Here is a 13,794-nt window from a genome sequence, read left to right on the forward strand (position 1 = left end):
AAATTGGACGATTAATCGGGTGCGGCATGTAACCTTTTTAGCGGTCGACACTGCAAGTATCTCCAGTGCTGACGATTTGCAGACGTCTTGATTGATCGACACATTGCACGAACAGAAAGTCTTGGCGTGATGGTCCTTGGCGGCGACGCCAATTTGGGCTGGCGGGCGCCAACGAGCAGTGAGTAGGCCCGGATGGACCGTGCCCAAGGAAATCGTGTCGCCATGAGCCGCCATGTAACTGATTGAAGGGACGGCATGTGTGGACCACCAGCAGCCCGCTGGTCCCAGCCGTCCTTCGAAGCAGAATGATGCCAACGCGGGCCGCTTCCACAAGATCGTAGTTGAAGCCGTTGTACCACTCGGGCGCGCGAACCCGACCTGGAATGCGAAGTCGTCGTCGAATGACAGCCCGTCATTGCCGGACGCTACGCGAGCCACGACGTGCACGGGGAAAACGGCATCCACTCCTAGGCACTCTCGTGCCGGTGGAGGGGCCGTCCACAGCATCACAAGCAGATAAGGCACTACTAGCGAAGGAATAGTTCACAGCGTAAGCTGCCGAGACCCGCCCGCCAGAGGCGGCTCAATTTTCGGGAGGACGCCAAGATGGCACGTAGTCGTGGCATAGGATTATTGTTCGCGGCCGTCATAACTACGAGCTTTAGCTCTGGGCACGCGAAACCCTTCATGATTGTCGGACTCGATGAGAAGGTTCTGTGGGACGAGAGCGGCAAGCCCATTCTGTCTGCACCCGGCAAGGATCAGGTTCTGATCGTCGATCTCGCCTCTCCTGAGATACCTAAGATCGTTGCTGCGCTGCCTCTTAAGAACTCGGTGGTCGGACCGCCCGTGAACGTCGCGATCGATCCCAGCGGGACGGTTGCGCTGGTTGCCGACTCCGTCGACGTTGTCAAGGACGGCGACGCCCTGAAACAGGTGCTCGACAACAAGATCTACGTGATCGACCTGCAGACCAACCCGCCCAAGCTGGCGGCAACGCTGACGGCTGGGAAGCAACCTTCGGGCCTCAGCTTCAGTCCAGATGGTAAGATGGCACTGGTCGCCAATCGAGGAGATAATTCGATCAGCGTCCTCTCGGTGAACGGGACGGACGTGAAGATCACCGACACCGTTGCGATGCCCGATAGTCCGTCGCACGTGACGTTCACCCCGGATGGCAAGCGAGCCTTGGTCGCCCGCTTCCCCGCTCACAAGATATCCTTGATGGACATCGCGAACGATAAGGTGACGTACAACAAGATCGACTTGCCGGCCGGCCAATGGCCGTACAACGTCGCGGTGGCGCCTGGCGGGAAAATCGCCCTAACCTCGGACAACGGCAACGCAGGTGCTTCCGACGGAAGCGTGGACACCTCTAGCGTCATCGATTTAGAGGCCAATCCGCCCCGCATCATCGATCGCGTAATGGTGGGCGACGGCCCCGAGGGACTTGCAATCAGCCCGATAGGCGACGTCGCGGTCGCCGTGATCCTTCGCGGCTCCAATATGAAGAACGCATACTTCTACGAAAAGAACGGCAGCATTTCGGTGCTCAAGATCGACGGGAAAAAAGTGAGCAAAACCGGAGAGATTGAGGTCGGCGGCTTGCCCGAGGCCGCAGTGTTCACGCCCGACGGCAAGTACCTCCTTGTCGGCAACTACCTAACGCAGGACTTCTCGATCCTTAAGGTCGATGGCAGCAATGTCGCGGACACCGGCAAGCGCTTCCAGGTACCTGGGCATCCCGCTTCGGCTAGGATGGGACCTTGAAGATTCCACTCGTTCGAACATCCGTCGAAGGCCGCTTCACCGCCGGCCTTCATCGTTTCGTTGGTAACGGTGGTTCGCTTGGCTTTGAGTAGGCAAGTTTCCGATCGGCCCACCACTTTGACCGCGGGATGCGGGAGATGGCTTCGGCATATCTTCCTGGGCGCGAACGCACCATCCCGATGTCGATGTGAAGATCGCCGGCACTCCGGGGCGGGCGGTCGAAATAGCAACCTCGCTGTGCCCCGATGGTGGCTCGCCGCGGATGAATTCGTAGGTACTGTACCGGCGTGTCCAGCAGATGCTCGCCGCCCGGAGACCTCCGAGCGTGGCCTGACTGCCCTACGTCACCTCCGCGGGTCTTCCTTCACGCCCCGGGCGACGATTCGGAGCGTCCCGTCCGGAAGCGGCCGCTGCAGCTTCAAGGTCTCCTCGGTGGGCGCTAACATCCAAGACTCGACCTCGTCGGGCGTCGTTAGGATTACCGGCATCGCCTTTGGATGGATGGCACCGACCTCGGCGTTAGGCTAGGTCGTCAGGACCACCGTCGGCCCACATCCGCTCGTTCCAGCTTTCCGCAAGCAGCTTGTCGGCCGTCCGGATCAATGCCTCTCCCTTGGGTACGGTGGCTCTTGAAATCCCCGATGGCATGTCGGGCAAGAGTTGGCGCGCGCTCAAAATGTGGGTTGATCTAATGGTGTCTCTCGCTGAGCCGAAGGATGATCCGGCCGCGATCCAAACCGGTTTTGAGCTACCGGAAAAATGAAAGAGGCCGCCAACTGAGGGCGGCCTTACCTACCTAAGCACGAGCGCGCCAAGGAACATCACGAGAGTCAGGGTGCTAAGTGCGGTCGCCACAAGCGCACGTTCCGCATTGTTTTTGAGTATGTCGTTGCGCATGTGCGGCTCCTGCTCGGCACATGGGCAACCTAACAAATGTTGGATTGTTCCTCATTCTACTCAATCCGCACCACCAAATCAGGCCACTCCCAAAATCAAACTAGGCCACCGCGCTCGGAAACAGGCCAGCGCCACACAGCGCATTCGGACATAACAAGAACAAAAGAGTCGATAGGCCGCAAAACGATTCGGTGGTCGGCGAAATTCCGGTGTCGGATTCTGCGAGCCGGTTTTAAGCCACCGCTTTCTGGCTACCCCGCAGGTCGCGGAACTTTCGGTTCTCCCTCGCATAGGCAGCGAGCAAGGCCTTTACCCACAGCGCTATGCCTTCCGCCTTCAGATCAATCTTCTGCGATCGGCTGTAGTGCTGCTCTGTCACCGGCGCGAGCTTCTCGCGTTCCCTAGTCTTGCCGAGCGAGGTCTTATGACCCAAGATGGCCGTCGCCGCTCCACCGAGACGCTTGTCATCCAGATATGTAGTGATCGTTCGACGGCAGTCGTGCAGCGTCCACGCTTCGATGTTGTAGAGTGCGAAAAGGTCCACGCGTTCCTTCTTAGGCTGCGGTTTGGGACCAGGCTTCCCCTTTCGGGCAGGCTTCTGCTTGACTGTGTGATCGTAGACGCGGCCTTGAAGGCGATGCATCGCGAGGTTCAAGGCCGACTGCGTAATGTGCTTCTTCGGATCCCGCCCCGTGAACATCCACTTCGACGTGCCGCCCGAAAGAGCGTAATACTTCTGAATGATGCGGAGCGCCTCGGGCGGCATCGGAAGCGAATGCGGCCGGCCGCCGTCTCTGCCCCCCTTCATCTCGTGGGCCGTCCAATTCGCGATCTTCCATCCGCGAAGCCTTCTTACGACCTTCGCGGCGTCGTAGAGGCGATCGGGACGGAGCTTGAGGAAGGCGCCAGTTCTCTGGGCAGTCAGGCAGACGCCCCAAAAGGCGCCCAACGTGCCGGGGTAGGTCTCGTGCTCGCCTTCGGCCAAATGCGTGAACCGCTCGGCGATGACCAGGGTACGGGCGATCTCGGCGATAGTCGGGGTGCGGGTCCGCTCGTTCGTCTGGTATTCGAACGACCATCTGGTCCACCATTCATACTGCACGTCCTCCAGACCCGAGTCGGTAGCGCGAAACTTCCAAGCCCAGCTCAACATCGCCTTCGACTGGGTTACCGCACGGTGGACAGCCGATGCCGCGTGCTTGACGGCGATCGCGTCCCTGAGCCTCTCGAGGTCGCTGAGCTTGATGTCGCGTACCATCTTGTCGTTGATCGCGGCGAACTGCTCGAGCTCGAGATAGTGCGCGTATTCGTCCCGGTAGCCCTCTTTCAGCTTCGGTTTCTTGTAGGCAAGAAATTTCTCCGTCAGAGTTTTCCACGTCCAGAACGGTGCGGCTTGGCCGACGGGTAGTTTCTTGGCCTCCTCCCATTTTGCGAGACCGTATTTCAGTCTCTGGTCGACTGCATTCGACTGGGGGAAATCGGCGTAGGCGAGCAAGACCCTTGTTACATCGCGCAGGTCGCGTTTCATGAAGGCCGCAAGCTGAATCTGCTTGGCGATGTACCTGGCATGGTCCAGCGAGAGTTGACTCACTTCGCAGAAGCGGAGCGTCATCTCGCGCCGTCGCAGATACCAGACCGGCTTGTTTCGCGTGATGCGAATGGTGAGGCCGACGGTGCCGACGTCGCGCCATTCGACAACCGTCTTACCAAGGTCTTCGTCTTTGCTGAGATTAATCGCCTGCTCGACGACGCGATCGTTGAATCGGAACGCTTTGCGCTTGTAATTTGCAGCAGGTGACATGGGCAAAAAACTCGTACAACGATCGTACAAAAACAGCTACGAAAGGCATCATAGTTCACGATGCGTTCGAATTTGCCGTTTTGGTATAAGTTTTTGCATTATCAGCGAGTTAAGACCCGTGCATTCCTTTCGAAGATAGTTTATGGATCGTTTTCCCAAGCTGCATACGAGGGTTCGATTCCCTTCGCCCGCTCCAACCCCCTGGGACAGCGAATGGCCGACAAGGACGAGAGCGCGCGCGTGGTCGCGATTGCCTGTGATCACGGGGGCTTTGCCCTCAAGGAAGCCCTGAAGGTTGCTTTGCCCGATGTGAAGTGGCTGGACCTCGGCACAAGCGGTCCCGAGTCGGTCGACTATCCCGATTTCGCCCACAAGCTGGCGGATGCGATCAGAGACGGCAAGGCCGGGCGCGGCATTCTGGTCTGCGGATCGGGCATCGGCATTTCCATCGCGGCCAACCGCCATGCGCACATCCGTTGCGCGCTGGTGCACGACGTTACGGGTGCACGTCTGTGCCGCCAGCACAATGACGCCAATGTTCTGGCGCTGGGCGGTCGCACGACGGGTGACGTGGTCGCAAAAGAATGCGTCGAGGCCTTCCTGAGCACGGCGTTCGAAGGCGGCCGGCATCAAAAGCGTATCGACAAGCTGGGGGCCTGCTAGGCCCTTCAGCCCGGCAAGCTCCGCAAGAAATCGATGAGCGCCGCGTTCACCTCGTTCGGCCGCTCCTGCTGCGTCCAGTGCCCGCAGCCCGGCAGCATCTTGATCTCGCGCAGCTGCGGGACCCATTGCTTCATGTTGGCGAGGTGATCGGCAGCGCCGGGGAAGGCGATGACCATGTCGTGATCGCCGGCGATGAACAGCGTGGGCACGACCACCTTCACGCCCTCGAACGCCCCCATCAGCTCCCAGTTGCGATCGATGTTGCGATAATAGTTCAGCGGCCCGCGGAAGCCGCTGCGGGTGAATTCGCCGGCGTAATAATCGAGGTCGGCGGCGCTCAGCCATGACGGCAGCGGCACCGGCACCTTCGGCAACATGCCGTCCTTGCGCGAGACCATGCCGACGCCTTTCGACGGCTGTCCGCTCGCAGCCGCCATGGCGCGAATGGCGGTGACGCCCTCGCCCGAGCCGCCGAACAGCATCGCGGCGAGCGTCTTGCGCGGATCGCGCTCGAACTCGGCTTCGGCTGAACCCGGCTCCTGGAAGTACAGCTGATAGAACTGCGCATCCGTCGTCTGCGGCATGACGCTGGTCGGCCGCAGCTCGCTTCGCGGGCGATAGGGCACGCTGAGTATCGCAGCAGCGTGAAAGCGGTCGGGGCGCAGCCGCGCTGCGTGCCAGGCGATCCCCGCACCCCAATCATGGCCAACGATGATGGCGCTCCTTGCCTCGAACGCGTCGAGCACGCCGACGAGATCACCGATCAAGTGGAAGATCGTGTACTGGTCGATCGCCTCGGGCTTGTCGCTGTTGCCGTAGCCGCGCATGTCGGGCGCGACGGCGTGGTAGCCGGCCGCGGCCAGCGCCTCGAGCTGGTGACGCCACGAGTACCAACTCTCCGGAAAGCCATGACAGAGCAGCACCAGCGGGCCCTCGCCCTGTTCGGCGACATTGAGGCTGATGCCGTTGGCCTTGATGGTCCGCTGCGTCGGTCCGCTCATGTCATCGCCTCCCCGCTGCGTTGTCGTTTGGTGCATCCTAGACGGTGCTGTCACGCGCGCAAAGATTCCAATATATTAGCCCCTTGCTCCCGGCACGTGCGGCGCCTTCGGCTTAATCTCTTTCCGTCCGGCGGATGCGGTCCATGCGCGGGGCGATGTTCGGATCGGAAGGCCATGGACCAGCAAAAACTCGACAGGGCGATCGGTCGCCGCTTGAAGATTCTGAGGACGCAGGCCGGCATGACCTTGAACGAACTCGCCAGCCGCTCCGGTGTCAGCCGGGCCATGATCGGGCGGGTGGAGCGGGCGCAGAGCAGTGCGACGGCGGCCCTGCTCAACAAGCTCTGCGCGGCGCTCGACGTCTCGCTCAGCGACGTCGTTGCGCTCTCGGAGAAGCCGCCGGAGCGGCTGACGCGGCTCGCCGACCAGCCGCACTGGCGCGACCCCGACAGCGGCTACCGGCGCCGCCATGCCTCGCCTGTCGATGCGGCGAGCGGCATCGAGGTCATCGTGGTCGACATGCCGGCTGGCGCGCGGGTGCCCTACAGCCCCTGGGGCCGCAACGCCTTCACCCAGCAGCTCCTGATGCTGGAGGGGGCGGTCTGCGTGCATATCGACGCCAAGACGGTGCGCCTGCGCGAAGGCGATTGTCTCGACTTCGACGTGATGCGCGCGGTGACCTTCGAGAACGAAACCAAACAGGATGCCCGCTACGTCATCATCACCAGGCGCGGCACCTCTTACGGGAAAATATGATGTCGCTGATCGTTCGGGACGCAACGCTCGAAGACGCCGAGGATATCCTCGCCATCTACAATTTCGCCGCGATCAACACCACCGCCGTCTGGACCGACGGCCCGGCTGATCTCGACTCGCGGCGCGACTGGATCCGCACGCGGCAAGGCGCGGGCTATCCCGTGCTGGTCGCGATGAAGGGCAGGGACGTCGTCGGCTTCGCCTCGTTCGGCGATTTCCGTCCCTTCCCCGGCTATCGCCACACCGTGGAGAATTCGGTCTATGTCGACGAACGCCATCATCGCGCAGGGATCGGCCGCAGCCTTCTGGCCGCGCTGATCGAGCGCGCCAGCGCAATGAACAAGCACGCCATGATCGCCGGCATCGAGGCCGCCAATGCCGGCTCGATCGGCTTGCACGCCTCGCTCGGCTTTATCGAAGTCGCCCGCATGCCGGAGGTCGGTTGCAAGTTCGGCCGCTGGCTCGATCTCGTCTTCATGCAGAAGATGCTCGCAAGTGACGTGAGGCCATGACGATGCAGATCCGCCCCGGAGATACCTTCGATCCGCGCGTCGTCGCGCTGCTCGACCATCACGTCACGGCGGCGCGCGCCCAGACCGCTCCGGGCAGCGCGCACGCGCTCGATCTCGCGGGCCTTCGCGCCAGCGACGTCGCGTTCTGGACCGGCTGGGACGGCGAAACGCTGGTCGCGACCGGCGCGCTGAAGACGCTCTCGCCCGACCATGGCGAGGTGAAGTCGATGCATACGCTCCAGGCCACGCGTCGCCGCGGTTTTGGCGGCCTGATGCTCCGTCACATCATCGCCGAGGCGGGCCAGCGCGGCATCAAGCGGCTGAGCCTGGAGACCGGCTCGTGGGATTATTTCAAGCCGGCGCACGCGCTCTACCGGGCCCACGGCTTCGTGCCCTGCGCCCCGTTCGAGGGCTATGTCGAGGATTCCAACAGTCTTTTTCTCACGCTTGATCTGAGCGCCTAGCGCCGAGCGCCAGCGCAACCGCGGCTCGAAAAGATCGCCTTGCGCCTCAAAATGAGTTGCGCACCTCAAAACGCCTCTGCTAGCCTTCAGGCATGGCCCAAGAGACTTCAGAAGGTCTGACCGCCTCCGCCGCGTTGACGCTGAAGGACATCGCCCGCGAGGCCGGTGTCAGCTTGGCGACGGTCGACCGCGTCCTGCATAACCGCCCCGGTGTGCGGCCGGACACGGTCCGGCGCGTCCAGGAGATCATCGCGCGCAACGCTTTCCAGCCGCATGTGGCGGCCGCCGAACTCGCCCGCGGCCGTGCCCGCCGCATCGCCTTCGTGATGCCGACGGGAGCGAACCCGTTCATGCAGCAGATCGAGGCCTATCTCGGCGAGATGTCCGCCTGGCTCTCGGCCCGCCGTCTCGGCGTCGAGCTGATCAATACGGATGTGTTCGATCCATCCGTGCTCGCGGCCTCGCTCGAGGCGCTGTCGGGCAATTACGACGGCATTGCCGTGGTGGCGCTGGATCATCCCGGCGTTCGCGCTGCGATCAACGATCTCGTCGATGCCGGCACCAAGGTGGTGACGCTGGTCTCGGATGTGCCCTCGTCGCGCCGGCACCATTATGTCGGCATCGACAACATCGCTGCCGGCCGCACCGCCGGCGCGCTGGTCGGGCGGCTGGTCGGCCAGAAGTCCGGCAAGATCGGCATCATCGCGGGCTCGCAGGGCCTGCGCGACCATGCCGAGCGCATCTTCGGCTTCAATCAGGTGATGGCGTCGGAATTTTCGCACCTCGACATCCTGCCTCTGCTCGAGGGACGCGACGACGACGACCGATCCGAGCAGCTGATATCGCGATTGCTCGGCAAGCACCCCGACATCATCGGCCTCTACAATGTCGGCGCCGGCACGCAGGGCGTCGCAAAGGCCCTGACCGAGGCCGGCCGCGAGAAGCAGATCGTCTTCATCGCCCATGATCTCACGGCGATGACGCGAAGACTGCTGCTTCAGGGCACGCTCGATGCCGCGATCTCGCAGAATCCGGGGCACGAGGCCCGCGCCGCCGTGCGCGTGCTGCTGTCGCTTGCGCGCAACGAGCCGATCCTGAGCGAACAGGAGAATATCCGCATCGACATCCTGATGCGGGACAATTTGCCGTAGCCGCAAGGCGCGGTGCTTTTTTAGGAGACCGATTGCAGGAAGCGCGACGCCAGTTCGTGCGCTGCAAAAGGGAAGGGGAGGACGAACTTGTATCTCGGAGTGGACATCGGCACGTCCGGTGTGAAAGCGGTGCTTGTGAACGAGGCCGGCGCGGTGGTCGCGACGGCCGCGCGCGAGCTTGCGTTGTCGCACCCCGCACCGTTGTGGTCCGAGCAGGTTGCCGATGCCTGGGTCGAGGCCGCCATCGGTGCCATCGACGATCTCGCCGCCGCTCATCCGCGTGACGTCGCCGGCGTGCGCGGCATCGGCCTCTCGGGCCAGATGCACGGCGCGACACTGCTGGATGCGGATGGGCGCCCGCTGCGCCCCGCCATCCTCTGGAACGATGGCCGCTCGCATGCCGAATGCATCGAGCTCGAACGCCGCTGCCCGTCATTGCGCGCGATCGCCGGCAATCTCGCGATGCCCGGCTTCACCGCGCCAAAGCTGCTCTGGGTCGCGCGGCACGAGCCCGATATTTTCGAGCGGGTGGCGAAGGTGCTGCTGCCGAAGGCGTATGTCCGCTATCGCCTCACCGGCGAGATGGCCGAGGACATGTCGGACGCATCAGGCACGCTGTGGCTCGACGTTGGCCGACGTGACTGGTCGGCGGAGCTGCTCAACGCCACCGGTCTCGATCTGCATCACATGCCGCGCCTCGTCGAAGGCAGCGAGGTGAGTGCGGTGCTCGCCGGTGAATTCGCGCAGCGCTGGGGCATGGCGAGGGACGTCGTGGTTGCCGGCGGCGCCGGCGATAACGCCGCCAGCGCGATCGGTCTCGGCGCCATCGCACCGGGCGACGCCTTCCTGTCGCTCGGCACCTCCGGCGTGGTGTTCCGCGTCACCGATCGCTTTGCGCCGGCGCCCGAAGCGGCGGTGCATGCGTTCTGCCACGCGCTGCCTGACCTCTGGCATCAGATGGGCGTGATGCTGTCGGCGGCGGCCTCGCTCGCCTGGCTCGCGAACGTGATGGAGACGCCCGCGGCGGCCTTGCTGGCCCCGCTCGGCCAGCGCGTCGACGGCCCGAGCCCCGTCAAATTCCTGCCCTATCTCGACGGCGAGCGCACGCCGCACAATGATGCCGCTGCGAGCGGCGCCTTCGTCGGCCTGCGGGCTGCGACCGGCCGCAACCAGATCGTCCAGGCCGTGCTCGAGGGCGTCGCTTTCGCCGCGCGCGACAATCTGGCTGCGCTGAGCGCTGCGGGCGGGGCGATCACCGACGTTGATCTCGTCGGCGGTGGTTCGCGCTCACCGCTCTGGGCGCAGATCTGCGCCGACGTGCTCGGCATTGCCGTGCATCGCGTCGAGGAGGGCGAGGTCGGCGCCGCACTCGGTGCCGCGCGGCTCGGCCGGCTTGCGGTATCAGGCGAAGACCCGGCCCAAGTTTGCACCCGTCCGCGACGGCTTGCCAGTTTCACGCCTCGCGCCTCCGCCGCGTCCGCCTATGACGAGGCCTATCGCAGTTGGCGCAAGCTTTATCCCGCGTTGAAGGAGACGACGTAAGTGAACGCGCCAACGAAATTCTTCGATGCCAGCACGCCTGTTGCCTTTGCCGGCAAGGATGCGGGACATGCACTCGCCTACCGCCGGTACGACAAGGACCGCATGGTCCACGGCCGCAGGCTGGAGGATCACTTACGCTTTGCGGTCTGCTACTGGCATTCGCTGTGCTGGCCGGGCGGCGATCCCTTCGGGGGCGAGACGTTCATGCGGCCCTGGCACCACGGTAGCGATGCGATGGCCATGGCGCGCGCCAAGGCTGATGTCGCCTTCGAGCTGTTTCGTCTGCTCGATGTGCCCTTCTACACCTTCCACGACGTCGACGCGGCGCCCGAGGGCAACTCGCTCCAAGAATCCGTCGCCAACCTCAACGCCATCGCCGACGTGTTCGAAGCCAAGATGGCATCAGCCAAGGTTCGCCTGCTCTGGGGCACTGCGAACCTGTTCACGCATCGCCGCTACATGGCGGGGGCAGCAACCAATCCGGACCCCGAGATCTTCACCTATGCCGCCGGCCAGGTCCGCGCCGCGCTCGAGGTGACGCACCGGCTCGGCGGCCAGAACTATGTGCTCTGGGGCGGCCGAGAGGGTTACGAGACGCTGCTCAACACCGATCTCAAGCGCGAGCTCGACCAGCTCGGCCGGTTCGTGTCGCTGGTGGTCGAGCACAAGCACAAGATCGGCTTCAAGGGCCCGATCTTGATCGAGCCGAAGCCGAAGGAGCCGACCAAGCATCAATATGATTTCGACGTGGCCACCTGCTACGGCTTCCTCGCACGCTACGACCTGCTCAAGGACGTCAAGCTCAACATCGAGCAGAACCACGCCATCCTTGCCGGGCATTCCTTTCATCACGAGGTCGCGCTCGCCGAGGCGCTCGGCGTGTTCGGCTCGCTCGACGTCAACCGCGGCGACGATCTGCTCGGCTGGGATACCGACCAGTTCGCGATGAACGTCGGTGAGCTCACGCTGGTGTTCCACGAGATCCTGAATCGCGGCGGCTTCACCTCCGGCGGGCTCAATTTCGACGCCAAGATCCGCCGGCAGTCGATCGATCCCGATGACCTCATCCATGCCCATGTCGGCTCAATGGATGCCTGCGCGCGGGCGTTCCTCGCCGCCGCCGACATGCTCGATGCCGGCGCGCTCACGGCGCCGCTGGCCAAGCGCTACGAGGGATGGGCCGGGCCCGAGGGTCGCGCCATTCTCGGCGGCCAGCGGTCGCTCGCGGATCTCTCCGATCGCGCGCTCGGGGCGGGCTTCGACCCGCAGCCGCGGTCGGGCCGGCAGGAATATCTGGAATCACTCGTCAACCGCTACGTCTGAGCGAGGTCGTGATGGCACATGATGACACAACGCCGGTCCTCGAACTCACCGGGATCGGCAAGGAGTTCGGCGCCATCCGCGCGCTGCATGGTGTGGACATGCACGTCCGCCCGGGCGAAGTGGTTGGCTTGATGGGCGACAACGGCGCCGGCAAGTCGACGCTGGTCAAGATCATCGCCGGCAATTTCCGTCCCACCCATGGCGAGATCCGCTTCGGCGGCAACGCCGTCCACTTCAGCCGCCCGGTCGACGCCCGCGCGGTCGGGATCGAGGTCGTCTATCAGGACCTCGCGCTCGCCGACAACCTGACGGCGGCGGCGAACGTCTTCCTCGGCCGCGAGCTCAAGCGAAAGTTCGGGCCAATTGCGCTGCTCGACCACAAGGCAATGGCCTCGCGCGCGCTGGAATTGTTCGGCGAGCTGCGCTCGGAGACCCGGCCGCATGATCTGGTCAAGCAGATGTCCGGCGGTCAGCGCCAGGCCGTGGCGATCGCCCGTACGCGTCTGTCCAACGCAAAGCTCGTGATGATGGATGAGCCGACGGCCGCGATCTCCGTACGCCAGGTCGAGCAGGTCCTCGGCCTGATCCATCGCCTGAAGGAGCAGGGCGTTGCCGTCATGCTGATCTCCCATCGCATGCCCGACGTGTTCGCGGTTTGCGACCGCGTGATCGTCATGCGTCGCGGCGAGAAGCGGGCCGACAAGCCGATCCACGAGACGTCCCCCGAGGAAGTCACCGCTCTCATCACCGGCGCGAAGGAAGCGGCGTGATGGCCATGCCCCTGGAATCCCCCGTCACGTTCTCCAACGTCGGCAAGACCAAGTGGTGGCAGCGCGGCATCTTTGCCTCGCAGACCGGCTACGTCCTGCTGGCGCTCATCGTGCTGATGATCGCAATGCGTTTTGCCAGCCCTTACTTCTTCACCGAAGGCAACATGCAGAATGTGGCGAAGAACTTTTCCTTCATCGCCATTGCCACGCTCGGAATCACGTTCGTCATCATCACCGGCGGGATTGATCTCTCCGTCGGCTCGATGATGTGTTTTTCGGCGATGATCACCTCCATGGTCATGGTCGAGCTGTCGGCACCGGGATCGCCCTTCGTCCATCTGGCCGCCGACGGCAAGACGGTCGTCGCCAATGTGCCCGGCTTGATCCTTCTGATCTCGGTGCTTGCAGGTCTGCTCGTCGCGTTCGTCGTCGGAATAGTCAACGGCTTCTGCATTGCGGTGCTCGGCCTGTCGCCCTTCGTCACCACGCTCGGCATGCTGTCGATCGTGCGCGGGCTCGCTTATGTCGTCTCGAACGGCCGTGGCAGCTTCCCGGGCGGGCCCGATGCCGATCTCTTCTACGCGCTGACCTCGGGTGACGTGTACGGCATGCCCGCGCCCTTCATCTACCTGGTGATCCTCGCGGCGGTGATGGCGGTCGTGCTGCATCACTCCAGCTTCGGTCGCCACGTCTTCGCGCTCGGCGGCAACGAGAAGGCGGCGGAATTGACCGGCATTCCGGTCGTGCGCGTGAAGATCGAGGTCTATGTGATCTGCGCGCTCGCCGCCGGCCTGCAGGGCATCATCATCTCGGGCTGGCTGGGATCCGCGCCCGCAAACATGGCGACGTCCTACGAGCTCAACGTCATCGCCGCCGCCGTCATCGGCGGCGCCAACCTCGCGGGCGGCCTCGGCGGCCCGCTCGGCGCCATCGTCGGCTGCGTGCTGCTGGAGGTGATCCGCAACGGCCTCGTGCTGGCGCAGGTCAACTCCTACTGGCAGCAGACGCTAGTGGGCGTGATCATCATCCTTGCCGTGCTGGTCGACCGCGTCCGCTCGCGCATGACGTAACGGGTTACTCCGGAAGGACAACGAAAGATCGTCTATCCGCCTGCCGGAGCATCACATCACAAATGGATAGGCAT

At 63.6% G+C, this 13,794-nt stretch carries 12 protein-coding genes and 1 pseudogene; 10 read left to right on the forward strand and 3 right to left on the reverse strand.

The window, feature by feature from the left end; all coding sequences use genetic code 11:
* Positions 1-687: 687 nt before the first annotated feature.
* The gene (locus QY049_RS20870) at positions 688-1,770 is read left to right on the forward strand and encodes a YncE family protein (protein ID WP_301269947.1); all 1,083 of its coding nucleotides are present in this window, start codon (positions 688-690) and stop codon (positions 1,768-1,770) included.
* 344 nt (positions 1,771-2,114) lie between these two features.
* Here QY049_RS20870 and QY049_RS20875 read toward each other — a convergent pair.
* Positions 2,115-2,306: pseudogene (locus QY049_RS20875) on the reverse strand (SOS response-associated peptidase); the annotation flags it as partial.
* A gap of 593 nt (positions 2,307-2,899) precedes the next feature.
* Positions 2,900-4,468 carry a hypothetical protein gene (locus QY049_RS20880; protein WP_301269948.1) on the reverse strand — a complete coding sequence of 523 codons (1,569 nt, stop codon included), beginning with the start codon at positions 4,466-4,468 and terminating at the stop codon, positions 2,900-2,902.
* A gap of 213 nt (positions 4,469-4,681) precedes the next feature.
* Here QY049_RS20880 and rpiB point away from each other — a divergent pair, with 213 nt between their 5' ends.
* Positions 4,682-5,131 carry a ribose 5-phosphate isomerase B gene (gene rpiB, locus QY049_RS20885; protein WP_194478389.1) on the forward strand — a complete coding sequence of 150 codons (450 nt, stop codon included), beginning with the start codon at positions 4,682-4,684 and terminating at the stop codon, positions 5,129-5,131.
* Between the two features lie 5 nt (positions 5,132-5,136).
* On the opposite strand, the gene QY049_RS20890 is transcribed toward rpiB, so the two are convergent.
* Positions 5,137-6,132, reverse strand: a complete 996-nt coding sequence (locus QY049_RS20890; protein ID WP_301269949.1) for an alpha/beta fold hydrolase — start codon at positions 6,130-6,132, stop codon at positions 5,137-5,139.
* 174 nt (positions 6,133-6,306) lie between these two features.
* Here QY049_RS20890 and QY049_RS20895 point away from each other — a divergent pair, with 174 nt between their 5' ends.
* The 8 genes from QY049_RS20895 to QY049_RS20930 all read left to right on the forward strand — a co-directional run bounded on the left by QY049_RS20895 (position 6,307) and on the right by QY049_RS20930 (position 13,720).
* Positions 6,307-6,888 carry a helix-turn-helix domain-containing protein gene (locus tag QY049_RS20895; RefSeq protein WP_194478387.1) on the forward strand — a complete coding sequence of 194 codons (582 nt, stop codon included), beginning with the start codon at positions 6,307-6,309 and terminating at the stop codon, positions 6,886-6,888.
* Positions 6,888-7,400 carry a GNAT family N-acetyltransferase gene (locus tag QY049_RS20900; RefSeq protein ID WP_301269950.1) on the forward strand — a complete coding sequence of 171 codons (513 nt, stop codon included), beginning with the start codon at positions 6,888-6,890 and terminating at the stop codon, positions 7,398-7,400. Before QY049_RS20895 ends, QY049_RS20900 begins: the two co-directional genes overlap by 1 nt.
* A gap of 2 nt (positions 7,401-7,402) precedes the next feature.
* Positions 7,403-7,864, forward strand: coding sequence for a GNAT family N-acetyltransferase (locus QY049_RS20905; protein WP_301269960.1), 462 nt, complete (start codon positions 7,403-7,405; stop codon positions 7,862-7,864).
* A gap of 92 nt (positions 7,865-7,956) precedes the next feature.
* Positions 7,957-9,015 (forward strand): LacI family DNA-binding transcriptional regulator, encoded by a 1,059-nt coding sequence (locus QY049_RS20910; RefSeq protein WP_301269951.1) that lies wholly within the window; start codon positions 7,957-7,959, stop codon positions 9,013-9,015.
* Positions 9,016-9,102: 87 nt separating this feature from the next.
* The gene (gene xylB / locus QY049_RS20915) at positions 9,103-10,557 is read left to right on the forward strand and encodes a xylulokinase (RefSeq protein ID WP_301269952.1); all 1,455 of its coding nucleotides are present in this window, start codon (positions 9,103-9,105) and stop codon (positions 10,555-10,557) included.
* Entirely contained in the window at positions 10,558-11,880 is a 1,323-nt protein-coding gene (xylA, locus tag QY049_RS20920) for a xylose isomerase (RefSeq protein ID WP_258764187.1), read from the forward strand.
* Positions 11,881-11,891: 11 nt separating this feature from the next.
* Positions 11,892-12,650: an ATP-binding cassette domain-containing protein gene (locus QY049_RS20925; RefSeq protein WP_258764186.1), complete on the forward strand. Its 759-nt coding sequence runs from the start codon at positions 11,892-11,894 to the stop codon at positions 12,648-12,650.
* On the forward strand, positions 12,650-13,720 hold the full coding sequence (locus QY049_RS20930) for an ABC transporter permease (RefSeq protein ID WP_258764184.1): 1,071 nt from the start codon (positions 12,650-12,652) through the stop codon (positions 13,718-13,720). Before QY049_RS20925 ends, QY049_RS20930 begins: the two co-directional genes overlap by 1 nt.
* Positions 13,721-13,794 lie beyond the last annotated feature (74 nt).

The sequence above is a fragment of the Bradyrhizobium sp. WYCCWR 13022 genome (genome assembly GCF_030435535.1).
Classification (GTDB): Bacteria; Pseudomonadota; Alphaproteobacteria; order Rhizobiales; family Xanthobacteraceae; genus Bradyrhizobium.